Below are 26,798 nucleotides of genomic sequence, written 5' to 3'. Positions count from 1 at the left end.
ATATGTCTGCGTCAGCTTTAAAACCACATCAAAAGGAATTATTTGGACAACCAATAGGATTATACATACTATTCTTAACAGAAATGTGGGAACGTTTCTCATATTATGGAATGCGAGCACTTTTGGTGCTTTACATGACCACTCAAACTATGGGTGATGATAGAGGACCTGGTTTAGGTTGGAGCAATCAAGAAGCATTGGCGCTTTATGGTTGGTATACCATGTTGGTTTATGTAATGTCTATTCCTGGAGGGATGATAGCTGATAAAATCATAGGGCAAAAACGAGCAGTGCTTTACGGTGCTATAATATTATGTTTAGGACATGGTGTTTTAGTGCTTACCGATATTTGGGCGTTTTACACGGGATTAGGACTTGTTATACTTGGTGTTGGATTGTTAAAACCTAATATTTCTACCATGGTAGGAGGGTTGTATAAGCAAGGAGATATTAGGCGAGATAAAGGATTTAGTATTTTTTATATCGGAATTAATTTAGGCTCGTTATTAGCTACTCTTACAGTAGGATTGGTAGTTGCAGAATGGGGATGGCATGCAGGATTTGGACTTGCAGGAGTTGTAATGGTTATTGGATTGCTAAACTATATTGCAGGTCAAAAATATTTAACTGAGGTCGGGAATTTCATTCCAAGTACAAATGATGAAAATGAAGTGTCTTATGGTGATTTATACTCTAAATTATTTAGCTCACCAAAACAATTAATGTTTGCTGGAATATTATTGGTTGCATCATTAATTGGTTGGTACACCATGGGTTGGAGTTACGGATTATTATTTTTGTTTTTAACCGCAATTGCATCATTACTTATGATGATTTATAAAGAATTAGATACACAAATATTTAAAGATCGATTCTTAGTACTTCTTTTGTCATTTATAATGGTAATTATATTTTGGGGTGCTTTTGAACAAGCAGGAGGTTTAATGAATCTTTACACAGAAACCAATACGAATAGAATGTTGTTTGGATGGGAAATTCCAACGGTAATGTTTCAAAGTTTAAATGCAGGGTTTATCATTATTTTTGCCACGGGTGTTGCAAGCGTTTGGGCTAAGCGAAAGTTAAAAGGTAAAGAAGCTTCGTCATTATTTAAAATGGCATTAGGTATTATCATTATGGGATTCGGATTTCTATTTATGGTTTTCGCTGCAATGGAGTTTGATAAATCTGGAACGTCAAGTATGATTTGGTTGGTGTTAGCTTATTTATTTCATACCATTGGTGAGTTATGTATCTCTCCAGTTGCATTATCATTTATTACAAAATTGGCGCCAGTTAAATATGCGTCGTTAATGATGGGGGTGTACTTTGCTGCAACAGGTTTGGGTAATAAAGTGGCAGGAATTGTAGGAGAATCGGCCTCAGAGTTTGGCGAGTTAACTATTTTCTCAGGCATTGTAATCTTCACCGTTATTATAGGTTTATTGTTTATTATGATTTTAAAACCTTTAAAACGATTAACACATGGTGCTGAAGAAAGCGAAAGGATATTAAAAAATGAAGAAGCCGAAGGTTTCGAATTAGCTGATAATTAAAATTTAAAACCCTATTTTAGTAGGGTTTTATTCATTATAAATTTAACTAATCTTTTATGAATACGGATATTGAAAATCTTTTTAAAGACAAGGTCATTGGTCATCCTGCGGGTCTTTTTGTAATATTTTTTACTGAAATGTGGGAGCGTTTTTCATTTTACGGAATGAAAATTCTGCTAGTTCTATTTTTAACGGCTCCGTATTTAAGCGATAATCCGGGGTGGGAATGGTCAAGAGAAAATGCTTTAGCTTTAATTGGCACCTATTCTTCGTTATTATACTTAACACCAATTGTAGGAGGTTGGTTAGCGGATAAAATTACGGGTTATAAGTGGGCTGTAATTATAGGGTGTTTCATCATGATGTTAGGTCACGCGGCGATGGTTTTCGAAACCACGTGGTCCTTATATCTAGGTTTGGCGTTGTTAGTTATTGGTACTGGGTTTTTTAAGCCAAACATGACGTCTATGATTTCTGAAATGTACAAAGGCAAAGAATCAAAGAAGGATGGCGCTTATACCATTTATTATATGGGTGTTAACGCAGGTGCGTTTTTTGGCATGATGCTTTGCGGTTATTTGGCTGAAAATATTGGTTGGAGTTATGGATTTGGGTTAGCGGGGATATTCATGCTTGGTGGATTAGTACAATTTTGGTTAGCTAAAGATTTGTTTGGACAAATTGGTGAAAGACCTTCAAAAGTTTATGAAGTTGAATTACCACAAAATATAAATGAAGAATCACCTTCTGTGAGCATAGAGAAGCAAGAAGATGAAAAACTAAATCCGTTTACATCTATTGATAAATTATTAATTGTTTTATCTGCAATTGGAGGACTCTTGTATCTGTTTAATGATCCGATATCAAAAATAGGAAACATCAATTTATTACCATTTAGCTTAGGTAATTTAGATGGTTCAAGCGCCACAATTTTAATAGCTTTGGTCTTGTTCTTGTATCTAATTATTTCAAGAATGTCTAGGTATAATGCTGTAATAAGAGACAAGATTATCGCAGTTTCAATTTTTGGGATTTTCACAGTATTCTTTTTTGGAGCTTTTGAGCAGTCATTAGGTTCTATGACGCTTTTTGCTAGAGATTATACGGCCAGAGCATTAACAGGAAATTCAGCTTTAATATTTAAAATTATTGATACTGTTCTGACTATAGTTCCGTTGGCAATAATAACTTGGGTATTGTATTTATTATTTAAAAAAACATACTCAAAAATACCATATTCAAATATCGTGCTTGGAGCAACATTTGTCTTTTTATGGTATGTTGTTTATTATAAAATTAATAATGAGTTTAGTAAAGAAACTACAGAGGTTGGTGCTTCTTGGTTCGGTATCTTAAATTCATTCTTCATTATTACATTAGCGCCTCTATTTTCAAAATGGTGGGAAAGTAAATATAACCCCAGTGTAGCAATGAAATATGGTATTGGATTAATTCTATTAGGTTTAGGATTTGGGATATTAGTTTTTGGAACGCTAGGAATACCACAAGGAGCAAAAACAGCTTCTGTAAGTATGATTTTCTTAATATTGGCCTATTTATTCCATACCATGGGTGAATTGTGTATTTCTCCTGTAGGGTTATCTTATCTCAGTAAATTGGTTCCAGGTAGAATGATTGGATTTATGTTTGGTATTTGGTATTTAGCCATTGCCATTGGTCAGAAGGCGGCAGGCACCATGGGCGGAATGATTGACAAAATAACTGAACAATACTCATTAAGTACATTTTTCTTAATATTTACGTTGGTTCCCGCTGGTGTAGGTGTGATTTCCATGTTATTAAATCCGATATTAAAAAAATTAATGCATGGTGTTCGTTAATCGAATAAATAGTTAAATAACTATCAAAATGCTCCTAATTAGGAGCATTTTTTGTAAGTTCGGAACAACTTTTGCAACAGAGTTAGTCATGAAGAAGATTATATTTTTACTCCTAGCTACGGCCTTCGTAAGTTTTAACGCCATAGCTCAAAAGATAAATTGGGTATCTTTAGAAGAAGCTGTTAAACTTCAGAAAAAGAATCCTAAAAAAATTATGATTGATGCTTACACCAATTGGTGCGGACCTTGTAAAATGCTTGATAGAAACACGTTTCAAAATCAAGATGTTGCCGATTATGTGAATAAACATTATTACGCTGTAAAGTTTAATGCAGAAGGTAACGAGGTTGTGAATTTTAATGGACAAGAATTCTCAAATCCTAATTACAATCCAGATTTAGCAAATAGAAGAAATTCGCCTCACGAATTATCGCGTTATTTTCAAATTCAAGTATTCCCTACCATTGTTTTTTTAGATGAAAATTCAAATTTAATTTTCCCTTTAAAAGGTTATAAAACGCCGCAGCAAATAGAGCTTTATTTGAAAATGTTTAAACGAGATGATCATAAAACTCTAGATACCCAAGAAAAATTTAATGCTTATTATAAGGCATTTCAAAACGAATTTAAAGGGTAACCTAAAACAATAAAAATGAAAAAAATTATATTTATTTTGATTTTAATTGGATTCATGTCTGTTCAAACTTTCGCTCAGAAAAGGATAACATGGCATACCGATTTTAATGAAGCACTAGAATTAGCTCTGAATGAAGATAAAAAAGTAATGCTGTTTTTTACAGGCTCAGATTGGTGTGGTTGGTGTATTAAATTACAAAATGAAGTGTTTAAAACTCCTGACTTTGAAAAATGGTCTGACGATTTGGTGTTAGTAGAATTAGATTTTCCAAGACGAACACCTCAAGACCCTAAACTGAAAGGGCAAAATCGTCAATTACAAGCAATGTTTAAAGTAAGAGGGTATCCTTCAGTCTATTTCGTGCAACCAGAAAAAATGCCTGATGGCAAAATGAATTTGAATAATCTTGGTAAAACAGGTTATGTAAGAGGAGGAGCCGGTAAATGGCTCGAGGTTGCAAATAACATCGTTAATAAAACAATCTAGAGGTTTTAATAATTTATAATAAAAGCTCCTTTTTTACTTGTATGGTGAAAAGGGAGCTTTCTTTTATTACATATATTTTCCCAATGGTCTATATAAGATTTATAGTTACTTCCATCGGCAATAATTTGTTTTGGTTTTAACGAATCAATCAATCTATTTAAGTTAATTTTTGGCGATTGCCTAAGTAATACATATTCTGGATTTATAGACTTTATATTGTAAACTCCTAAACTATCAATAATTAAAAGATGCTTCTTATTTAGCTGGTAAATTGGTTTGATGCTATCTTCTAAAACTGTTTTTATATGATTGCCAACAGTGTAATCTTTTATAATTTTATTATGAGCACGAGTTATGCTATCAAAATCGTTTGCAATAACTATTTTGTTATTTGAGAGGTTCCCTAATAAACTATTTCTGCTTTTGTGAAACACAATAAATTCATTTGAATGTTTATTGAAAGTATTATAGAATAATGCCCCTTGAGCAATAAGTATTGCACTTAAAAACAGCTTTAAGTTTAAATAATTTTTTTTGAAAAGCAGTCGAATAAAAGTGATAATGACTAAATAAGAAACAAGCACATTAAGTAGGCTAAAAGAAATGTCTTTAAATAAGAATGCTTCTTGTTTAGATACCCAACCAACAAAACTATTCATTAAATAAATAACATGTCCGAACACATCTGCTAAAAATTGTGGAAGCATGTTTAAAACAGCTAACAAAATGACTAGTATGCCAAAACCTAGAATAATTCCTAAACCTGGAATGATTACTAAATTCGAAATAAAAAATAAACTTGGAAACTGATGAAAGTAATATAAACTAACAGGAATAATACCAAATTGAGCTGAAATGGTTATGGTGAATGTATGCCAGAATACATTTGTGAGCCAGTATTTGGGTTTCCATATACGATAAAGCAATGGGTCAATGGTTACTATTGCAAATACGGCGAGATAACTCAATTGAAATCCAACATCAAAAATAAATAGTGGTTTAAAAAGCAAGATCACAAATATGCTTATGGCAAGCGTGTTAAATATGTTAGTTGGTCGTTTCAAGTTAATTGCGATGGCAACAATACTAAACATAGTTACGGCTCGAGTAACCGAAGCAGAAAGACCTGCAAGCAAGGCAAAACTCCATAAAATACTTAACAGTAAAATAGTTTTTATAAGTTTTCCATGTTTAAGTCGTTCTATTGGTTTTAAAATGAACCCAAGAATGATTAGTATAATACCCACATGCAATCCTGAAACAGCTAATATATGTATGGCTCCAGCATTGGTGTAGCTGGTGTAAACTTCGTCGCTAATATCTTGGCGTTGCCCCATTAAAAGTGCATTAATAATGGCAAGTTCGTCTGGATTAAAATGATAGAGTTTTAGCTTATCGTTTACATGCTGCCGAATATCATCTGCTATTCCTAGGAGTGTTTTGGTATTAGATTCAACTGGGAATAAGACATCTTCATTAATAAAGAGTTGATGATAGATGTATTTTTTCTTTAAATAATTTTTATAATCAAATTGGTGTGGGTTTAAAGGATGGATTAAATTTTTGAATTCGGCTTTACTAATAAAAACATCATCAACTTTTAAAGGATTTTGCAAGCTGTCTTTCTGTATGTTTAGAAGCGTTTTGCCAGTTGTTTGTTTACCTTCTATTTCTAATATGTCAATAACATATTTATCATAAAAGTTACCTGGTTTTAAAACCTCACGAACTCTAAATGTAATGGTTTTTAAAAGGTTGTTTTCAGCAGCAATAACATGAGTGTAATGATTCGAAAAGTTTTTCTGGTTATGGAAATTAGTAGTTAATACACCGATGGATATGGTTACAAAAAAAGTAATTAATCCAAACCAGATAGATTGTGTAAATTGTTTGTGAGTTATAATATAAATAACAGCTAGAAGTATCAATAAAATAGCTGTTAGTGCAATTGAAAGTTGCAGCGAAATATCAATTAAATAGCCAATAATGATGCCTATAATGAGGCAAAAAGTTAGTTTAATTATGGCGAAATTGAGTAACCTCATACCCTTGAAAGATATAAAATAATCTTATAAGATACGTCTAGCTTCATGAAAAGCGTTAAGCCAATAATTTTCATTGAGTCTAGATATGGTTACACCTTGGCTTGTAGTAGCATGAATAAATTCGATATCGTTATTTTTTATGGCAATTATAAGGCCGACATGATTGATTGAATTTCTTCGATTCTTACCTGTTTTAAAAAATAATAAATCACCAGCAGAAACATCTTTTAAAGAAATTTTTCCACCTCTTTTTGCCATGTCTCGAGACATCCTTGGTAGGATAATATTATTAGATTTGAAAGATTCATATATCAAACCAGAGCAATCCATCCCAGATTTAGTTGTGCCTCCCCATTTATAACGTGTACCTTCAAACTGTTTAGCATATTCAATAATATCGTCCGCTTTAGTCCTATTTTCAACTGAACTAGTAACAACAGGTTGGTTACGTTCTGTTTTGCTCTTTTTCGTGATTATTTTTGTGCTTGAAGTTTTTCTGTCTTTAGCACGTTTAGAAGATTTACAACTGCCAAAACTTAAAATTAGAAGAAGACATATTACGACTATTCTCATCTCATTATTAAGTTTTTATAGCTTCGTATATTAAACGAGCTGTTTTTTCGCTGGCGCCTTTTCCGCCCAAAGTCTTTTCTAATTCGTAATAGGCTAAAAATAGTTGTTTACGATATTCAGAATCCAATATATGGTCTAGTTCTTCCTTCAATCGTTTTTTATTGAATTCATTTTGTATCAGTTCTGTAACTACTTCTTTGTCCATTATTAAATTTACTAACGAAATAAACTTAAGGGTTATTATCCGGTAAGCGATTTGGTACGAGATTGTACTTCCTTTATAACAGACTACTTGAGGCACTTTAAAGAGAGCAGTTTCAAGGGTTGCAGTTCCCGATGTAACTAAAGCTGCATAAGAGATACTCAATAAATCATAAGTTTTATTTTCGATGAATTTTACATTGGTCGATTTTATAAATTGTTGGTAAAAACTGAAATCTTGACTCGGTGCGCCTGCAATAACAAATTGATAGTCTGGATAATCATCTATTAAGCTCAGCATAACTGAGAGCATTTTTGTTATTTCTTGCTTTCTACTACCAGGTAGTAAGGCAATAATAGGTTTGTCTCCAAGATTATTGTCTTTTCTAAAATTAAGTTCATTTACCTGATTTCTATTTGCGATAGCATCAATTAAAGGATGCCCCACAAAGGTAACTTCATACCCATGTTTTTTATAGAAAGGTTTAACAAAAGGAAGTATAACAAACATGGCATCAATATCTCGCTTTATGGCTTTTACTCTGCTCGCCCTTGAAGCCCAAACTTGAGGTGAAATGTAATAATTGGTTCTAAAGCCTTTTTGTTTTGCCCATTTCGCTATACGTAAATTAAAACCTGAATTGTCAATAAAAACGATAACATCAGGATTAAAATTTTCAATATCAGATTTACAAAATGAAATATCTTTAAAAATCTTGTTGAGGTTCATTAAAACTTCAGCAAAACCCATAAATGCTCGTTCTTTATAGTGTTTTACTAAGGTTCCGCCAGCTTGCTCCATAAGGTCGCCACCCCAAAATCGAATATCTGCATTAGTATCTAGTTTTTTTAATGCGGATATAAGATTGGATCCATGTAAATCACCTGATGCTTCTCCAGCAATAATGTAATATTTCATATTCCAGTGAACAGGTTATGCGCAGTCCAACCTTTCTATTCAATTTTTAAGTAATATCCTCTCGTCTGCGCTCGAGGGAAAAGAAATTAAAAGAGTTTAAAAACAAAGGTAAAAACAGCAATAAATACAGTTATTAACAGCACACCTCTTGCTCTATAATCTTGCTTTTTTTTAATAAAAATAAAGAACGCGATTAAGTTTAAGATAGCTCCAAGACTAATGAGTTTCCCTAAAAATCCCTCTTGAGCGGCGGCTTTAATTACGTCCGTGAAATCATCGCCCTTTCCCAATAAATTAGATGCAATAAATAAACCTATAGCATTAGCAATAAGCCCTACTAACATACCAATAAAAATATCTTTCTTCATTAATTATATATTTCTGTTTTTATAAATTCCAGTTATTTAAATCCTTTAAAAAATAATGTGCGGTTAAATCAAATTGTGCAGGAACTAAAGAGATATAACCGTTTTCAAGTGCCCATTCATCAGTATCTTCACCACCATCTAAATTTACAAACTTCCCGGTAAGCCAGTAGTAATCTTTTCCTTGAGGGGTTTTGCGTTTATCAAATTCTTCAACCCAATTTGCTCTGGCTTGTCTACATACTTTAATTCCTTTAATTTCCTTTTCTTCGATGTTTGGAATATTAACATTTAAAACAACACCGTTAGGTAATCCATGCTCCAAAACTTGTTCTGTTATTTTTTTTACAAAAGACTTAGAGGCTTCAAAGTTAGCATCCCAACTGTAATCTAATAACGAAAAACCTATGGCAGGTATGCCTTCAATTCCAGCTTCAATAGCAGCACTCATAGTGCCCGAATATATCACATTTATCGATGCATTCGAACCGTGATTTATTCCAGAAACACAAAGATCTGGTGTTCTGCCTAGAATTTCTCGAATTGCCAATTTAACACAATCGGCAGGAGTTCCTGAACAACTAAATTCTTTTTGAGGTCCGTTGTCAATATTTACTTCTGTGGCATACAATGTGGCATTTAAAGTAATGGCGTGCCCCATACCACTTTGAGGGGAATCTGGAGCAACAACTACAACATCACCAATAGTCTTCATTACAGTAATTAACGTCCTGATTCCTGGGGCATTAATACCGTCATCATTCGTTACAAGTATAAGTGGCTTTTTGCTCATATTTTTGTTAAAAATCATCGCTAAAATACGTAATTTCGTTAGTAAATGGTTAAATTCTTTGGTTTAACAAAAAATTAATAACGATTCCCATAAATGGCATGGTTTTTTCTTTATTTTAGTGAAAATTATGCTGTGCTTACTAGAAGCAAAAAAGATTTAAACATGAAAAATATTATGAAAAGGAATTATAAAGTGCTATCGCTGTTGCTTTTGCTAGCTTTTGCGTCGTGTAGCTTCACATCAAAAAAATTCAGTAATCCAGATAAAGATAAATTGTTAATTCAAATAATTACGTTTGTAATTGAACAAGGTCATTTTGACCCTATCGCTATAGATGACGCTTTTTCAGAGGAATTATTTGAGGATTTCGTTGAGGTGATGGACCCTGTAAAACGATATTTTTATAAGTCTGATTACGAAGATTTTGCAAAATTTAAGCACATTATTGATGATCAATTAAAAGTTACAGACATTACCTTTTTTAATGTAGTTCATGATCGTTTCCTAAAACGAATTGAAGAATCAAAAGAGATATATAAAGAGATTTTGTCTCAGCCCTTTGATTACAGTATTGATGAGAGTTTTGATACTAATTACGAAAACACTGATTTTGTAAAAAATAAAAAAGAGATGAAGGATCGATGGAGAAAACAATTAAAGTTTTCTACACTTTCTAATTATGATGATATTTTAGACGAAGAAAAAAGGCTTAAAGAAAAGGACCCTTCTTACATTATGAAATCAATCGAGCAAATCGAGAAAGAGGCAAGAGAGGCTACGTTAAGATCTATAAACATTTATTTTGAAGATTATATTGACGATCAAAAACGTGAAGATTGGTTCGCTTTATATGTAAATACAATTGTTGAAGAGTTTGATCCTCATACTTACTATCTAGCCCCAAAAGGTAAAGAAGATTTCGATCAGCGTATGTCGGGTAAATTAGAAGGCATTGGTGCAAGACTTCAGAAGCGAATGGATTATATAAAAATTGTAGAATTAATATCAGGTGGTCCAGCGTGGAGAAATAAAGAGCTTGAAGTTGAAGATGTGATTTTAAAAGTAAAACAAGAAGATGAACAGTTTCCAGTAGACATTGTTGGAATGCGAATAAATGATGCGATTAAATATATAAAAGGCCCTAAAGGGACAAAAGTAACACTAACCGTAAAGAAAGTTGATGGCACTATTAAAGATGTAACCATAACCAGAGATGTTGTGGAGGTATTTGATACTTATGCGAAATCATCAATAGTTGAAAAGGATGGTAAAAAGTTTGGAATTATAGATTTGCCAGCTTTTTATGTTGATTTTGAAGACTACAAAAATATTAATGCCGCTAAAGATGTAAAGCATGAAATTGAGCGATTAAAAGAAGAAGGCATGGAAGGATTGGTGCTCGATTTACGCAATAATGGTGGAGGTTCTTTGCCAACAGTTGTAGATATGGCTGGTTTATTTATTAAAGATGGCCCTATCGTACAGGTGCGTTCTACAAACGAGCCAAAAGAAGTTTTAAAGGACAGAGATAAATCTATTGTTTGGGATGGTCCGTTAGTAATTTTAGTTAACGAAATTTCAGCTTCGGCATCCGAAATTTTGGCTGCGGCAATGCAAGATTATAAGCGTGCAATCATTATAGGAAGTAAGCAAACATATGGAAAAGGTACAGTGCAAAATGTTATTAATTTAAATAACATGATTAGAACAAATACTAGCGGCGATTTAGGAGCTTTAGCCCTTACAAGACAGAAGTATTACAGAATTAATGGAGGATCGGTTCAATTGGAGGGCGTTAAAAGCGATATTACAGTTCCAGGTAGATTTAGTTTTATTGATGTAGGTGAAAAAGACAAAGAAAATCCATTGCCTTATGATGAAATAGATGCTGCGGATTACACACCATGGGAATACTACTTTGATTATGATGCTACAATTACTAAAAGTAAGCAACGTATGAGTAATAATGAACAATTAAAGCTTATTGAAGAAAACGCCAAATGGGTAAAAAGTAAAATTGATGAGACGGTTTTCTCATTAAATTATCAAACATATAAAGCGCAAGTTGAAGCAAATGAACTTGAATCTAAAAAGTACGATGCTATTACAAATTATAATTCTGATTTAACTTTTGATTCTACTAGATTTGAAAAGCAACTCATTGCTCAGGATACTACAGATTTAAAAGAAAAACGCAAGCGCTGGCATGAAAGTTTAAGTAAAGATGTTTATGTAGAAGAAGCTTTAAACGTTTTAGAAGATTTAAAAACCGCTTATCCAATTAAAAAAGTAGCATCCACGGTACAGAAATAATTTAGTTTATGAGTCAAAAAACAAACTCACTAAAACAATTAGCGCTCCAAAAGTTTAAAAAAAACTTTTGGGGCGTTTTAAGTTTTTACTTCATTGCGTCGGTGGGGTTGATTTCAATTTTTGCATATGTGTTCGCTCCAGACAATTCGCAATATGCCAACCAAATGCATTTAGCAATTCATTCAAAGCAACCCGGTTTTAAGGTTCAAATGCTTACCATTCCATCAAAAATCACAATGAATCAAAGCCTAATTGATAGGGTTTTTTTTGGAAAGAAAAATACAAATACGGAAGTTCCTATTTCAGAATATACTATCACAGAAGATGAATTAGTTTATAAAGAATTTGCCTCTGATGGATTGCAAGGTGCTGAAAAAGAGCTTAAACTAAATATTTTTGCCAATAACTCCCCTAAAGAATATATAGAGCATAAGACTTTTCTTTTCGGAACAGATAAATATGGTAGAGATTTATTAAGCCGTGTATTAGTAGGCGCAAGAATTTCCTTTTTTATAGGATTTGTCGCGGTTCTCATTTCCCTAATTATTGGTGTAACCTTGGGAAGTATTGCGGGTTATTTTGGTGGAAAAATAGATGCCTTAATCATGTGGATTATCAATGTTACATGGTCTATACCTACGCTTTTATTGGTAATTGCTATAACGCTAGCTTTAGGTAAAGGCTTTTGGCAAGTTTTTATTGCTGTTGGTTTAACAATGTGGGTGGAGGTCGCAAGAGTGGTTCGTGGGCAAATTATAAGCACCAAAGAAATGCAATATGTAACGGCCGCAAGAGCGTTGGGATATAATGATTTTAGAATTATAACGAAGCATATTTTACCTAATATAATGGCGCCAGTAATTGTTATTTCAGCGGCTAATTTTGCCGCTGCTATTTTAATAGAAAGCGGACTCAGTTTTTTAGGTATTGGTGCCCAACCACCAATGGCTAGTTGGGGTGCTATGATAAAAGATCATTATAATTATATTATACTTGGTAAACCTTATTTAGCCGTTATACCAGGACTTTGTATCATGAGTTTGGTTATGGCATTTATGCTCATTGGGAATGCGTTAAGAGATGCTTTTGATGTGAAAAGCTAAGGTAGAAGAGAAGCTCAATTTTAATTGAGTTTAGATCATAAAATTAATTAGAATCTATTTGCATGTTTTCATTCAACGAATCAATATAATTTAAAACATCATCTTTCCCAATATCTTTAGAAGAGGAGGTGATAAAGTAATTTGGCATGTCTTCCCAAGTTTCTAAAAGTACAGATTTGTAATCTTCAACATGTCTTATAATAGCATTGGGTTTCAATTTGTCAGCTTTTGTAAAAATGATAGAAAAAGGAATGCCATTTTCCCCGAGCCACTGCATAAATTCTAAATCTATGGGTTGAGGTGTGTGTCTTATATCCACTAGAACAAATGCCGTTACAAGCTGTTCGCGGAGAGAAAAATACTCGGTAATAAATTTTTGAAATACTTTTTTAGAACTTTTAGATACACGTGCATAACCATACCCAGGTAAATCTACCAAGTGCCAATTTTTATTAATTAAAAAATGATTGATAAGCTGAGTTTTACCAGGTCTGCCAGATGTTTTAGCTAAACTTTTTCGGCTGGTAAGCATGTTAATCAAAGAAGATTTTCCAACATTGCTTCGTCCTATAAAAGCGTATTCGGGTAGTCTGCTTTTAGGGCATTTTGCAACATCAGAGTTGCTCATAACAAATTCGGCAGATTTAATGTGCATATACGTTTTGAGTTTCGGATTTGGAATAACTTGATTGGAAAACTCTAATGAAATTTTCTTTTTTGTAACCAAGAGTCTAAAATTTCATTAAACTCTTTAGGGTGTTCCATCATAGCAGCGTGCCCACATTTATCAATCCAAAACAATTCCGAATCCGGTAAAAGTTCATTAAATTCTACCGCAACTTCAGGTGGTGTTACTGTATCATTTTTACCCCAGATAATGCATGTTGGTGTTTTGATTGTTGGTAAGTCTTTAGACATATTATGCCTAATGGCACTTTTTGCAATGGCTAATGTTTTTATAAGCTTATTTCGGTCGTTTACAGTTTCATAAACTTCATCAACTATTTCTTTTGTGGCTATAGCAGGATCGTAAAAAACATCTTGCGCCTTCTTCTTAATGACTTCATAATCGCTGCGTTTGGTGTAACCTCCACCCATAGCGTTTTCATACAATCCAGAACTGCCAGTAATGATAAGTGCTTTAACGCTTTCTGGAAATAGTTTGGTGTGGTACAAACCAATGTGCCCTCCTAAAGAATTCCCTAATAGAATCACTTCTTTATAGCCTTTAAACTCAATAAAGTCGTGCAAATATTTTGCAAAATGCTTCACGTTTGTTTTTAATAAAGACAGTGTGTAAAGTGGTAGTTCGGGTATAATTACTTTATAACCCTTATTACTAAAATATTGAGTAACTGCATCAAAATTACTTAAACCTCCCATAAGGCCATGTAATACAATGATTGGTGTCCCTTCACCTGCTTCTATATAGCTATAGTTTTGTTCTTTTTTTAAACGATGCGTCATTAATCGGTTAGTCATTCATTCGTTAAAAACAAATATAGGTATTTCATTCATAATTCCACCATAATAATTGTTTTCGAGAAAAAAAGTGAATGATGATCATTTCAAAATTAAAATATCAACTATGTAAAGACGGAAAAGTAGTAATACATATAAAATATTCAAGTAGTCTCATCATGTGGTTTTGGATTTATAAATCGGATAAAAAACAACTTTCATCAAAAATTTATTAACAAAGTGGTATTAAGTGGTATAATGTGGGATATTTTTCAATATATTTGACACTTAATCGTTTAAAAGTCAACAAACCTTCTTTGGATTTAATTACAGGAACATACGATTGCAAAGTGGATGCTAAAGGCAGATTAATGATGCCTGCGTCTATCAAAAAGCAACTTTCTGCTGTTTTGCAGGATGGTTTTGTGCTGCGTCGTTCGGTGTTTCAAAAATGTTTAGAGCTATACCCGATGGGTGAATGGCAGGTGTTGATGCAAAAGATGAATAGGCTTAATAAGTTTAAAAAGAAGAATAACGATTTCATAAGAAGGTTTACTGCTGGTGCAAAAATGGTTGATGTTGATGTGAATGGCAGGTTATTGATTCCAAAAGATTTAACAGTGTTTGCTAATATTTCAAAAAATATTGTAGTGGCTTCGGCTATTAACATTATTGAAATTTGGGATAAAGATTTATACGAACAAGCTATTGATGATGCAGCATTAGATTTTGCTGATTTGGCTGAAGAGGTAATGGGACAAGATGATGACGACCATGGAATATCATAATCCTGTGCTCTTAAAAGAAACTGTTGATGGGCTGAATATAAGTCCAGATGGCATTTATGTAGATGTCACTTTCGGTGGTGGTGGACATAGTAAAGAAATATTAAAACGACTTGGTGATAAAGGAAAGCTATTTGCTTTTGATCAAGATTCAGACGCTCTTAAAAATACAATTGATGATGATAGGTTTACGCTAATTCATGAAAATTTTAGATTTCTAAAACGGTTTTTAAGATTTCATGGTGTGAGGCAGGTTGATGGAATTTTGGCCGATTTTGGAGTGTCATCTCATCAATTTGACGTGGCAGAACGAGGTTTTTCAACACGTTTTGAAGCAGATTTGGATATGCGAATGAATCAGGCTAGCGAGCTTTCTGCATTTCATGTGGTTAATGAATATGATGAAGAACAAATAAAGCAAGTGTTATTGCAGTACGGTGAGTTGCGTGCAGCTCCTGCCATGGCAAAATTAATTGTTGAGAGTAGAGCAAAGGAGCCAATTGTAACAAGCGAACAATTAAAAGCAGTGCTTAAAAAGTTTTTGCCACCGCGTTTTGAAAATAAAGTGTTGGCCCAGATTTATCAAGCTATTAGAATAGAGGTCAATCAAGAAATTGAGGTTTTAAAGGAGTTTTTGATGCAAACTCCAGAAGTGTTGAAACCAGGAGGTCGTTTAAGTTTGATATCCTATCATTCTCTTGAAGATCGATTGGTGAAACGATTTATAAGAAACGGTATGTTTAGTGGTGAGCCAGAGCGCGATATGTATGGCAATTTTGAAGTGCCACTTAAAAAAGTAAATGGGTTAATTGTACCAACGGCAGAAGAAATAAAAATGAATAACAGGGCAAGAAGTGCGAAACTGAGAATTGCTGAGAAATTATAAATGAAGAAGAATATCTATAACATATTAAAAGGGACTTTTTTAGTTAGTGATGATTCATTTAGAAACTGGCGTTTCATAATATTTATTTCAGGTCTTGCAATAATCATGATTGCTAGCTCGCATAGTGCAGATAAGAAAGTTTACGAAATAGCCAGGTTAAAAAATGAAGTTAAAGAAATGCGATCGGCTTTTGTTGATGGGCGTTCAAAACTTATGAGACTTAAAATGGAGTCGCATGTTATAGCTGTAATGAAAGAAAAAGGGTTGGCGCCCTCCGTAATTCCGCCAAAAAAAATAAAAGTTAAAAAGCAAAATTGATAACGCACCCTTGGCAGTAAACGAGAGAAACATATTAAACCGTTTGTATTTTATAGCTGGATGTATGTTCATCTTCGGTCTTGCTGTGGTGTTTAAATTATTAAGTATCCAGTTTCTTCAAGGAGATGTTTATAGAGCTAAAGCCACAGAGCGTGTTGTAAAAAATGTTATTATTCCTGCCAACAGAGGAAATGTGTATTCGGTTAACGGCAATTTATTAGCCACGTCAATCCCTAAATACGATATTCGTTTAGATGCACTTACCCCTTCATCAAAAACTTTCGAAAAACACATCAAGACGCTTTGCGATTCTCTTTCAAAATTTACAGGTAAATCCTCTAATCAAATAGAAAAGGATGTGAGACGGGCACGTGCAAATAAAAACAGATATTTTTTATTGGCTAGAAATATTGGGTATTCAGATTATATCCGATTAAGAAATTTTCCATTATTAAACCTCGGTGCTTTTAAGGGTGGTTTAATAGTAGAGCAAACTACGAAGCGCGAACATCCTATGGGTGGTATCGCTCAAAGAACAATTGGTTACGAGCGAATTGATGATAATGGAAATGTGACTAGACCTGGAATTGACGGTGCTTTTGGAGTGAAATATTTACGAGGTGTCGACGGGCAACGTAAAAAACAACAAATAGGGAAAGGGCAGTGGAAACCTTTAAGTGATGCCAATGAAATTGAGCCAAAAGATGGGTATGATGTTTATACAACCATTGATGTTAACATTCAAGATATAGCGCATCACTCATTGCTGGAACAATTAGAAAAATACAAAGCAGACCATGGCTGTGTTGTAGTAATGGAAACTAAAACGGGCGAAATTCGTGCCATTTCAAACCTTGGAAGAAATAAAAACGGACATTATTATGAGCGTTTAAATTACGCTGTAGGTGAAAGTCATGAGTCAGGTTCTACATTTAAACTTATGGCGCTTGCCGCAGTTTTTGAAGACAAACTTGCTGATACCAGTGATGTAGTGGATACAGAGAAAGGCATTGTAAAATATTATGGAAAATCAGTTCGAGATTCTAAACATGGTGGCTACGGAAAAATTAGTGTTGCCAAAGCTTTTGAGGTGTCATCAAACACTGGTATTGTCAAAGTAATAGATAAAGCCTACAGAAAACAGCCAGAAAAGTTTGTTGATAGATTGTATGAAATGAATCTTCAAGACAACTTGAATCTCCCTTTAATTGGTGAGCCAGAACCTATAATTCCAGATCCTAGGGTAAAAAATGGGCGTTGGAGCGGTATTGCTTTACAGTGGATGGCTTATGGTTATGGCGTTCAGTTTACCCCATTACAAACCCTTACGTTTTATAATGCCATTGCGAATGATGGAGTTATGGTTAAACCTAGGTTTTTAAAAGAGGTTAAAGAGTTTGATAAAGTTATTGAGCCTTTTAATAAAGAGGTAATCAACAAACAAATATGCTCTAAAGAAACCATCGCTAAATTGCAAACATTGCTCAAAAATGTTGTTGAAAAGAAACATGGAACAGGCCACAGGTTGTATTCTGAAAACTTTTCAATGGCAGGAAAAACAGGTACTTGTCAAAAAAATTATAGAGATAAGGAAAAGCTCAACTACATCTCGTCTTTTGCTGGATATTTCCCTGCTGAAAACCCAAAATATTCTTGCATTGTAGTTATTCATGAGCCTGATAAGAGCGTTGGGTATTATGGTGCCGATGTTTCTGGTCCTGTGTTTAAAAGAGTCGCGCAAAAAATCTACACAGATACACCATTAATTGATGAGATAGAATCTTTAGAAGTTCAAATTGGTTCAGTTGAAGAAGATTATGAAAGCTATTATAAAACAGCGCAAACTTATAAAACAATTATGCCAAATGTTGTTGGCATGCCAGCAATGGATGCCTTAGCATTGTTAGAAAATATGCAAGTAAATGTTGCTGTAAAATTAGAAGGTAGCGGTGTTGTTAAGGCGCAATCAATCAATAAGAACACAAAATTAAAAAACAATCAAACTATAGTCTTAAAAGCCTCATGAAAGTTTTAAAAGACATATTATATAAGGTTACTTTAAACGCTGTCGTTGGTTCGACTAGTGTCGAGTTGTCTACTATAGAATTCAACTCTAGAAAAATAATAAAGGGCAGTTTGTTTGTGGCAATTCGAGGTTCAATCACAGATGGTCATGAGTATATTGATAAAGCAATAAAAAATGGTGCCACTAGTGTGGTTTGTGAAGCGATTCCAGAAAAATTGGTAGATGGTATTACCTATATAGAAGTTGATAATACTAGTAAAGCATTAGCGGTAATGGCATCAAATTACTATGAAAACCCTTCAGAGAATTTAAGGCTAGTTGGTGTTACAGGGACAAATGGAAAAACTACAGTAACAAGCTTGCTGTATCAATTATTTAAAAAAGCAGGATATAAAGTTGGGTTGCTATCAACTGTGAAAATTATGGTAGATGAAACTGAGTATAAGGCAACTCATACTACTCCAGATTCTTTAACCATAAATAAGTATTTAAGAGAAATGAATGATGAAGGTGTTGAGTTTTGCTTTATGGAAGTGAGTTCTCATGGTATTCATCAATATAGAACCGAAGGTTTGCATTTTGAAGGTGGAATCTTTACAAATCTTACACATGATCATTTAGATTATCACAGCACATTTGCTGAATATCGCGATGTTAAAAAGAAGTTTTTTGATGAGCTTCCTAGTAATGCATTTGCACTATCAAATGTCGATGATAAGAACGGTTTAGTGATGTTGCAGAATACAAGAGCTAAAAAATACACCTATGCTTTAAAGCAATATGCAGACTACAAAACTCAAATTTTAGAAAATCAATTTGGAGGCTTATTACTAAAAGTTAATGATAGTGAAGTTTGGACAAGACTTATTGGAAATTTTAATGCCTACAATGTTTTAGCTATTTACGCTACTGCTGAATTGTTGGGGTTAGAACGAGTTGAAATACTACGCTTAATAAGCGATTTGGAAAGTGTGAGTGGAAGATTTCAGTACGTGGTATCAAGTGATAAAATTACCGCCATTGTTGATTATGCTCATACTCCTGATGCTTTAAAAAATGTATTAGAAACTATTAATAGCATTCGAACTAAAAACGAAGAGTTAATAACAGTTGTGGGTTGCGGTGGAGACAGAGATAAAACCAAACGACCAAAAATGGGACATATCGCCACGGCCTTAAGTACCAAAGTCATTTTTACAAATGATAATCCCAGAACCGAAAACCCTGATCAGATTTTAAAAGAAATTGAATCTGGAGTAGAGCCACAAAATTTCAAGAAGGCATTAACCATTGCGGACAGAAAGCAAGCCATAAAAGCAGCATGCCAAATGGCGCAACCCAACGATATCATATTAATTGCTGGCAAAGGCCATGAAACCTATCAAGAAATTAATGGTGAGCGATTTGATTTTGATGACCTTAAAATAGTAAAAGAACTTTTAAAACAATTACAGAAGTAAATGTCATTCTAAGCTTAAGCAAAGAATCTCAAAAATAATAAGATGTTATACTACCTATTTGAATATTTAGAACAACAGTTTCAACTTCCAGGGGCTACTCTTTTTGGGTTTTTAACCTTTAGAGCTGCAATGGCAATGATTTTGTCGCTGTTAATTTCTACAATTTATGGTAAAAGAATTATCCGTTTTTTACAAAGACAACAAGTAGGAGAAACGATTAGAGATTTAGGGCTTGAAGGGCAGAAAGAAAAAGCAGGAACCCCTACTATGGGTGGTGTAATTATCATTTTGGCTACGCTTATTCCTGTACTGTTATTGGCAAAATTGGAGAACATTTATATCATTCTTCTCATAGTAACCACATTATGGATGGGAACTATAGGGTTTATAGATGATTACATTAAGAAGTTTAAAAAAAATAAAGAAGGACTTAAAGGGCGCTTTAAAGTTTTAGGGCAAGTAGGATTAGGAATTATTGTTGGAGCAACTTTGTTTTTCCATCCTGAAGTAACGATGAAAGAAAAACTGCCCATTGCAGAACAGCGAGCGTTGTTGGCTGAAAATCCAGATATCGAGCCTTTTAAATTGTTTAAAGATGAAGTTAAATCCACCAAAACTACCATTCCTTTTGTTAAAGGAAACGAATTTGACTATTCAATGGTCATTACTTGGATAAGCCCAAATCTTGAAAAATACGCGTGGATAGTATTTATTTTGGTTGCCATTTTTATAATTACAGCAGTTTCTAACGGCGCAAATCTTACCGATGGAATAGATGGGTTGGCAGCTGGAACTTCTGCAATAATTGTGCTCACTTTAGGGATTTTTGCCTGGGTATCGGGTAACATAATTTTCTCAGAGTATTTGAATATTATGTATATACCAAGAGTTGAAGAAATTACAATTTATATCACAGCATTTGTAGGTGCATTAATTGGTTTTTTATGGTATAACACATTTCCTGCTCAGGTTTTTATGGGCGATACGGGAAGTTTGACTATTGGTGGAATTATAGCAGTAATAGCTATTGCAGTTAGAAAAGAATGGTTAATTCCAGTGTTATGCGGCATCTTTTTAGCAGAAAACCTTTCTGTAGTAATGCAGGTAAGTTGGTTTAAATACACCAAAAAGAAGTATGGAGAAGGACGACGAATTTTTAAAATGTCACCATTGCATCACCATTATCAAAAATCTGGATATCACGAAAGTAAAATAGTTACACGTTTTTGGATTGTAGGCATATTGCTCGCAATCCTTTCAATTGTAACATTGAAAATTAGATAATACTTGTTGTGCTGAGTGTAACCAAAGCATTTCATAAAAAGAATGAAAAAACAACGATTAGTCATATTAGGAGGGGGAGAAAGTGGTGTTGGAACAGCACTTTTAGGAAAAGCGAATGGATATGATGTTTTTATTTCTGATAAAGGAAAAATAAAAGAGAAGTACAAACAAGTTCTTTTACATAATGAGATTGAATGGGAAGATGAAACGCATACGGAATCAAAAATTCTAAATGCTGATATCGTCATGAAAAGCCCTGGCATTCCTGATAAAGTTGTATTGGTTAAAGCTATTCGTGATAAAGGAATTCAAATCGTTTCAGAAATTGAATTCGCGTCTAAATTCACTAATGCTACAGTTGTTGGGATAACAGGAAGTAATGGTAAAACTACCACGGCAACGTTAACGCATCATATTTTAAAACAAGAATTAAATGTAGGGTTAGCAGGAAATATTGGAGATAGTTTTGCAAAACAGGTTTTAGAAAATGATTATGAAAATTACGTGCTAGAAATAAGCAGTTTTCAGTTAGATGATATCATTGATTTCAAGCCTAAAATTGCCGTATTACTCAATATTACACCCGATCATTTAGATAGATATAATTATGAGTTTGAAAATTATATCCGTTCAAAATTTAGAATTGCCATAAATCAAACAAAAGATGATTATTTGATTTATGACGCTGATGATGAGGTGATAACAAATCATCTTAAAAATAACCCAGTTCAATCTCAATTATTGCCATTTTCATTAACAAAAACTATTGAGAATGGTGCGTATTTAGACAAAGAAAACATAAAACTAACAATAAATAACAATCAATTAATTATGCCAACAGCAAACATAACTTTAGAAGGAAAGCACAATATTAAAAATGCCATGGCAGCTTCCACTGTGGCACATTTACTAAAAATTAGAAAACAAACTATTCGTGAAAGTTTAGAGAATTTTCAAGGTGTCGAACATCGTTTAGAGCAGGTACTTAAAATCAACAAAGTGCAGTACATAAACGACTCAAAAGCCACAAATGTAAATGCAACGTATTATGCGCTTGAAAGTATGGATGCTCCAACGGTTTGGATTGTAGGGGGTGTCGATAAAGGAAATAATTATGAAGAGTTGTTTCCGTTTATAAATGAAAAAGTGAAAGCCATTATATGTCTAGGTGTTGATAATGAGAAACTAATGAACACTTTTGGTAATATGGTTGATGTGATAATTGAGACGCAATTTATGAGTGAAGCTGTGAAAATAGCTTATAAAATAGCTGAAGCTGGCGATAATGTTTTACTGTCTCCTGCTTGTGCTAGTTTTGATTTATTTGAAAACTATGAAGACCGCGGTCGTCAATTTAAAAATGCAGTAAGAAACTTATAATATTAGTTAAAAGTGCAAACCCTATTTAAAAACATAAAAGGCGATAGATTAATTTGGGCAATAGTAGCGTTATTGGCTATTCTTTCGTTTTTACCTGTTTACAGTGCCGCTAGCAACTTAGCTTACAAAGGTGCAGGCAGTAGTACTTTTACTTTTTTTATTAAGCACTTTGTGCATTTGGTTTTAGGATTTGCTATTATTTATGGTGTGCATAAAATTCCATACAGGTATTTTAAAGGCTTGTCATTAATAATGATACCAGTGGTTTTAGTTTTGTTAGGCTTAACCATTCTTCAAGGAAAAACTATTGATGGTGCGAATGCTAGCAGATGGATTCAAATTCCCTTTGTCGGTATGTCTTTTCAAACATCTACCCTAGCTGCTGTTGTGCTTATGGTGTATGTGGCAAGATACATGTCTAAAATTAAAGACGAAATTATCACCTTTAAAGCATCTATATTACCGCTATGGCTGCCTGTTTTTCTCATCTTAATCTTGATTTTGCCTGCCAATTTCTCAACGGCGGCAATCATGTTTTTAATGGTGTTAATGTTGGTATTTTTAGGTGGATATCCACTGAGGTATTTAGCCGTAATTGTTGGTTCGGGTATTTTGGTTTTAACTCTTTTTATTTTAATAGCGAAAGCGTTTCCAGATGCTATGCCTAATAGAGTTGATACGTGGATGGGACGAATTGAAAGTTTCTCTAACCCTGAAGATACAGAAGCTGATTATCAAATAGAAAAGGCAAAAATTGCCATTGCTACCGGAGGAATTAAAGGTGTAGGTCCAGGAAAGAGTATGCAAAAGAACTTTTTACCACAGTCGTCTTCAGATTTTATTTTCGCCATTATTATTGAAGAATATGGATTAATAGGCGGGTTTGTAATCATGACATTATACTTGTGGTTGCTATTTAGAATTGTAATTGTTTCACAAAAAGCCGACACCATTTTTGGTAAACTTTTGGTTTTAGGTGTTGGGTTGCCTATTGTGTTTCAGGCTTTAATTAATATGGCTGTTGCAGTAGAATTGTTTCCGGTTACAGGTCAAACCTTACCATTAATAAGTAGTGGAGGTACATCTATCTGGATGACGTGTTTAGCCATAGGAATAATTTTAAGTGTTAGTGCAAAACGAGAAGAAATAAAAGAACAAGAGATAAACGAAGACAATCCGTTAGAAATTCTATCGGAAACTATATAAATGAGCAACTATAAAATCATATTATCTGGTGGAGGTACAGGAGGACATATTTATCCTGCCATTGCCATTGCAAACGAGTTAAAATCGCGTTTTCCTGATGCTGAATTTTTGTTTGTGGGTGCTAAAGATAGAATGGAAATGGAAAAAGTTCCTCAAGCCGGATATCGTATTGAAGGATTATGGATTTCTGGTGTTCAGCGTAAGCTTACCATGAAGAATTTAAGTTTTCCTTTTAAAGTGATGAGTAGTCTTTTAAAAGCTCGAAAAATCATCAAAACATTTAAGCCAGATGTTGCCATTGGTACAGGTGGATTTGCAAGTGGGCCATTGTTGCAAGCAGCGGTTTCTAATAAGATTCCTTCGTTAATACAAGAGCAAAATTCATATCCTGGAATAACCAACAAGATTTTAGCAAAAAAAGCTAAAAAAATATGTGTCGCTTATGATGGGTTGGAACGATTTTTTCCAAAAGATAAAATTATAAAAACAGGAAATCCTGTACGTCAAAGTTTATTAGATATTGAAACCAAAACCGTTGAAGCAAAAAAATTTTTCGATTTAGATGCTAATAAGCTCACGTTATTGATAATTGGCGGGAGTTTAGGTTCTAGAAGAATAAACCAACTCATAGAAAAGGAGCTCGACTTCTTCGATACTCAAAACATCCAAATTATATGGCAGTGCGGTAAGTTGTATTATCAGCAATATAAACTTCACGGTAACACGAAAAGTATTCAGGTTTATGAATTTTTAAATAATATGGATTTTGCTTATGCCGCGGCAGATATAGTGATTTCAAGAGCAGGGGCGGGGTCGGTTTCAGAGCTATGTATTGTTGGGAAGCCTGTGATTTTTATTCCATCGCCAAATGTGGCAGAAGACCATCAAACCAAAAACGCCATGTCTATTGTGAAAGAAGACGCAGCTTTAATGATTAAGGAAGAAGATTTAGATGCAAATTTTGAAAACACGTTATCACAGCTTATCCATTCAACTGAAAAGCAAAAAACATTAGGCAAAAACATAAAAGCACTGGCATTGGTAAATGCTACAAAAGATATAGCAGACGAAGTCGAAAAACTTCTCAAGGAAAGTAAATGAATTTAAAAGATATCCATAACATCTATTTTATTGGCATTGGCGGTATAGGCATGAGTGCTTTGGCTCGCTATTTTAATGCCAATAATAAGCTTGTTTCTGGTTACGATAAAACACCAACAGATATCACTAATGGATTAAAAGAATTAGGTATTGAGGTTAATTTTACAGATTCAGTCGAAAATATTAAATCTGTGTTACAAAATAAGGAAACAACATTGATTGTCTACACGCCTGCGATACCTAAAAACCATGAACAATTAAATTATTTTAAAAACAACGGATTTAAAGTATTTAAACGTTCTCAAATCTTAGGATTAATTACAGAAAATACATTTTGTTTAGCAGTTGCGGGTACACACGGAAAAACAACGACAACAAGTATTTTAGGACATCTAATGCATGAATGCCAAGTGCCTTTAACTGCTTTTTTAGGTGGAATTAGTGAGAATTATAATTCAAATTTAATTTTGGGTGGTAATGAAGTTTCTGTTGTTGAAGCCGATGAGTTCGATCGTTCGTTTTTAACCCTCTCACCGAATTTAGCTTGCATTACCTCTATGGATGCAGATCATTTGGATATTTACGGTGATGCTTCAGAATTAAAAAAATCCTTTGAAGATTTCACGAAAAGGATAAAACCCAACGGGAAATTGTTTATTAAAAATGGCTTACCTCTAAGCGGTATAACTTATGGGATAGAAGACGATTCAGATTATACAATTCAAAATATAAAAATATATAATGGTACTTATGTTTTTGATGTAAAAACTCCAAAAACAGAACTAGAAAATTTAAAATTTAACCTACCTGGTAGACACAATTTGTCGAATGCGTTAGTAGCCTTGGCGATGGCTGTAGAATATGGTTGCCCAAACCAACAGCTCGCCAAAGCTTTAGCATCTTATAAAGGTGTAAAACGCAGATTTACGTATCACATTAAAACTGATGATTTTGTGTTTATTGATGATTATGCTCATCACCCAGAAGAAATAAACGCAGTGCATCAAGCGGTTAGAGAAATGTATCCTAACAAGAAAGTATTAGCCATTTTTCAGCCTCATTTATATAGTAGAACGAATGATTTTGCAGATGAATTTGCAAAAAGCTTATCTCAGTTTGATGAGCTGTTATTATTAGATATTTATCCAGCTAGAGAATTGCCGATTCCTGGTGTTACCTCTGCTTGGTTATTAGAAAAGGTAAGTCATAAAAACAAGCAACTCATTGGTAAAAATGAATTGCTCACTAAAATACACGAATCTCAAGCTCAAGTTATTTTAACAATGGGCGCTGGAGATATTGGAGAAGAAGTAAGACATATTAAAAAGGAATTTAGTTATGCGAATTAATTGGGGCTACATAAAATTAGTGGTTTTGTTTGCTGTGGTGGTCTTTTTGTTTGCCTTTGCTACGATAAGAAATGGTGAACGACAAATTACAGAACCAAGCATAAAATTTGTTGGCGAAAACAATTTGTTCTTAACAAACGAAACTGTTAGTAAATTGTTAATACAAAATTATGGCGCTCTTAAAAACGTGCCTAAAGAAACTTTAGTTTTGGATGAATTAGAAAAAGCCCTCAAATCTAATCCTATGGTTAAAAATGCTGAAGTGTATGTGTCTGTAAATGCTACACTTAACGCGGAAATAGAACAAAAAACACCTATTGCAAGAGTAAGTACAAATGCGTCTTATTATATTGATGATGAAGGTTCATTCATGCCATTGTCAAAAAATTATTCTGCACGAGTGCCATTAGTTACTGGTTATGTGGAAAAAAATAATTTAAAAAACGTCTATAAAATAGCTCGAAAAATTAAAGAAGATGAGTTTCTAAAAAAACATGTTTTTGAGATTCATCAAGAAAGAGATAAGAAGCTTTATTTAAGACTAAGGAAGTGTGATTTTTTGGTGCAATTAGGGGATGAAAAATTTTTGGATAAAAAAATAAATAACCTCAAAGCATTTTATAAAAAAAATCAAAAGGATAATACACTAAACAGTTATAGTAAAGTGAATTTACAGTTTGAAAATCAAGTAATATGTACCAAAATTTAAA

24 protein-coding genes are annotated in these 26,798 nt (G+C 33.5%); 17 read left to right on the top strand and 7 right to left on the bottom strand.

Annotated features, from left to right (window positions below; genetic code table 11):
* The first annotated feature begins 2 nt into the window (after positions 1–2).
* From O5O44_RS13655 to O5O44_RS13640, 4 genes are all read left to right on the top strand, one after another.
* A complete protein-coding gene (locus tag O5O44_RS13655; protein ID WP_289194798.1) occupies positions 3–1,556 on the top strand; it encodes a peptide MFS transporter in 1,554 nt (517 codons plus the stop codon).
* Between the two features lie 56 nt (positions 1,557–1,612).
* A complete protein-coding gene (locus tag O5O44_RS13650; protein ID WP_019387939.1) occupies positions 1,613–3,397 on the top strand; it encodes a peptide MFS transporter in 1,785 nt (594 codons plus the stop codon).
* A gap of 88 nt (positions 3,398–3,485) precedes the next feature.
* A complete protein-coding gene (locus O5O44_RS13645; protein ID WP_289194797.1) occupies positions 3,486–4,034 on the top strand; it encodes a thioredoxin family protein in 549 nt (182 codons plus the stop codon).
* A gap of 15 nt (positions 4,035–4,049) precedes the next feature.
* On the top strand, positions 4,050–4,520 hold the full coding sequence (locus tag O5O44_RS13640) for a thioredoxin family protein (RefSeq protein WP_289194796.1): 471 nt from the start codon (positions 4,050–4,052) through the stop codon (positions 4,518–4,520).
* Positions 4,521–4,525: 5 nt separating this feature from the next.
* On the opposite strand, the gene O5O44_RS13635 is transcribed toward O5O44_RS13640, so the two are convergent.
* The 5 genes from O5O44_RS13635 to surE all read right to left on the bottom strand — a co-directional run bounded on the left by O5O44_RS13635 (position 4,526) and on the right by surE (position 9,416).
* Entirely contained in the window at positions 4,526–6,565 is a 2,040-nt protein-coding gene (locus O5O44_RS13635) for a ComEC/Rec2 family competence protein (RefSeq protein ID WP_289194795.1), read from the bottom strand.
* Positions 6,566–6,589: 24 nt separating this feature from the next.
* A complete protein-coding gene (locus tag O5O44_RS13630; protein WP_289194794.1) occupies positions 6,590–7,138 on the bottom strand; it encodes a C40 family peptidase in 549 nt (182 codons plus the stop codon).
* Positions 7,139–7,145: 7 nt separating this feature from the next.
* Positions 7,146–8,258 (bottom strand): lipid-A-disaccharide synthase, encoded by a 1,113-nt coding sequence (gene lpxB / locus O5O44_RS13625; protein WP_289194793.1) that lies wholly within the window; start codon positions 8,256–8,258, stop codon positions 7,146–7,148.
* 86 nt (positions 8,259–8,344) lie between these two features.
* Entirely contained in the window at positions 8,345–8,626 is a 282-nt protein-coding gene (locus tag O5O44_RS13620) for a hypothetical protein (protein ID WP_019387933.1), read from the bottom strand.
* A 19-nt stretch (positions 8,627–8,645) separates the two neighbouring features.
* On the bottom strand, positions 8,646–9,416 hold the full coding sequence (surE, locus tag O5O44_RS13615) for a 5'/3'-nucleotidase SurE (RefSeq protein WP_026010065.1): 771 nt from the start codon (positions 9,414–9,416) through the stop codon (positions 8,646–8,648).
* Between the two features lie 174 nt (positions 9,417–9,590).
* Between surE and O5O44_RS13610 the strand changes: the two genes are divergently transcribed.
* Positions 9,591–11,729, top strand: a complete 2,139-nt coding sequence (locus O5O44_RS13610) for a carboxy terminal-processing peptidase (protein WP_289194792.1) — start codon at positions 9,591–9,593, stop codon at positions 11,727–11,729.
* A gap of 8 nt (positions 11,730–11,737) precedes the next feature.
* Entirely contained in the window at positions 11,738–12,832 is a 1,095-nt protein-coding gene (locus O5O44_RS13605) for an ABC transporter permease (RefSeq protein ID WP_289194791.1), read from the top strand.
* Between the two features lie 43 nt (positions 12,833–12,875).
* Here the strand turns inward: O5O44_RS13605 and yihA are convergent, their stop codons facing one another.
* Both yihA and O5O44_RS13595 read right to left on the bottom strand, forming a co-directional pair.
* Positions 12,876–13,487, bottom strand: coding sequence for a ribosome biogenesis GTP-binding protein YihA/YsxC (gene yihA, locus O5O44_RS13600; RefSeq protein WP_019387929.1), 612 nt, complete (start codon positions 13,485–13,487; stop codon positions 12,876–12,878).
* 44 nt (positions 13,488–13,531) lie between these two features.
* On the bottom strand, positions 13,532–14,299 hold the full coding sequence (locus tag O5O44_RS13595) for an alpha/beta fold hydrolase (protein ID WP_289196451.1): 768 nt from the start codon (positions 14,297–14,299) through the stop codon (positions 13,532–13,534).
* A 311-nt stretch (positions 14,300–14,610) separates the two neighbouring features.
* On the opposite strand from O5O44_RS13595, the gene mraZ reads away from it, so the two are divergent.
* The 11 genes from mraZ to O5O44_RS13540 all read left to right on the top strand — a co-directional run bounded on the left by mraZ (position 14,611) and on the right by O5O44_RS13540 (position 26,797).
* The gene (gene mraZ, locus O5O44_RS13590; RefSeq protein WP_289194790.1) at positions 14,611–15,081 is read left to right on the top strand and encodes a division/cell wall cluster transcriptional repressor MraZ; all 471 of its coding nucleotides are present in this window, start codon (positions 14,611–14,613) and stop codon (positions 15,079–15,081) included.
* Positions 15,056–15,964, top strand: coding sequence for a 16S rRNA (cytosine(1402)-N(4))-methyltransferase RsmH (rsmH, locus tag O5O44_RS13585; protein WP_289194789.1), 909 nt, complete (start codon positions 15,056–15,058; stop codon positions 15,962–15,964). Before mraZ ends, rsmH begins: the two co-directional genes overlap by 26 nt.
* Positions 15,965–16,282: an FtsL-like putative cell division protein gene (locus O5O44_RS13580; protein ID WP_019387925.1), complete on the top strand. Its 318-nt coding sequence runs from the start codon at positions 15,965–15,967 to the stop codon at positions 16,280–16,282.
* A gap of 64 nt (positions 16,283–16,346) precedes the next feature.
* Complete coding sequence (locus O5O44_RS13575) at positions 16,347–18,308, top strand: penicillin-binding protein (protein WP_289196450.1); 1,962 nt, start codon at positions 16,347–16,349, stop codon at positions 18,306–18,308.
* Complete coding sequence (locus tag O5O44_RS13570) at positions 18,305–19,768, top strand: UDP-N-acetylmuramoyl-L-alanyl-D-glutamate--2,6-diaminopimelate ligase (protein WP_289194788.1); 1,464 nt, start codon at positions 18,305–18,307, stop codon at positions 19,766–19,768. Before O5O44_RS13575 ends, O5O44_RS13570 begins: the two co-directional genes overlap by 4 nt.
* A gap of 42 nt (positions 19,769–19,810) precedes the next feature.
* On the top strand, positions 19,811–21,052 hold the full coding sequence (gene mraY, locus O5O44_RS13565) for a phospho-N-acetylmuramoyl-pentapeptide-transferase (RefSeq protein ID WP_019387922.1): 1,242 nt from the start codon (positions 19,811–19,813) through the stop codon (positions 21,050–21,052).
* Between the two features lie 42 nt (positions 21,053–21,094).
* Entirely contained in the window at positions 21,095–22,432 is a 1,338-nt protein-coding gene (gene murD, locus O5O44_RS13560) for a UDP-N-acetylmuramoyl-L-alanine--D-glutamate ligase (protein ID WP_289194787.1), read from the top strand.
* A 12-nt stretch (positions 22,433–22,444) separates the two neighbouring features.
* Positions 22,445–23,638, top strand: a complete 1,194-nt coding sequence (locus O5O44_RS13555; RefSeq protein ID WP_019387920.1) for an FtsW/RodA/SpoVE family cell cycle protein — start codon at positions 22,445–22,447, stop codon at positions 23,636–23,638.
* The gene (gene murG, locus O5O44_RS13550) at positions 23,639–24,739 is read left to right on the top strand and encodes an undecaprenyldiphospho-muramoylpentapeptide beta-N-acetylglucosaminyltransferase (RefSeq protein ID WP_019387919.1); all 1,101 of its coding nucleotides are present in this window, start codon (positions 23,639–23,641) and stop codon (positions 24,737–24,739) included.
* A complete protein-coding gene (gene murC / locus O5O44_RS13545; RefSeq protein ID WP_289194786.1) occupies positions 24,736–26,088 on the top strand; it encodes a UDP-N-acetylmuramate--L-alanine ligase in 1,353 nt (450 codons plus the stop codon). The genes murG and murC overlap by 4 nt, the downstream gene beginning before the upstream one ends.
* A complete protein-coding gene (locus O5O44_RS13540; RefSeq protein ID WP_289194785.1) occupies positions 26,078–26,797 on the top strand; it encodes a cell division protein FtsQ/DivIB in 720 nt (239 codons plus the stop codon). Before murC ends, O5O44_RS13540 begins: the two co-directional genes overlap by 11 nt.
* Position 26,798: the final 1 nt, after the last annotated feature.

The organism is Algibacter luteus (genome assembly GCF_030344935.1).
GTDB lineage: Bacteria > Bacteroidota > Bacteroidia > Flavobacteriales > Flavobacteriaceae > Arenitalea > Arenitalea lutea.
This window is presented reverse-complemented; position numbering and strand designations above follow the sequence as displayed.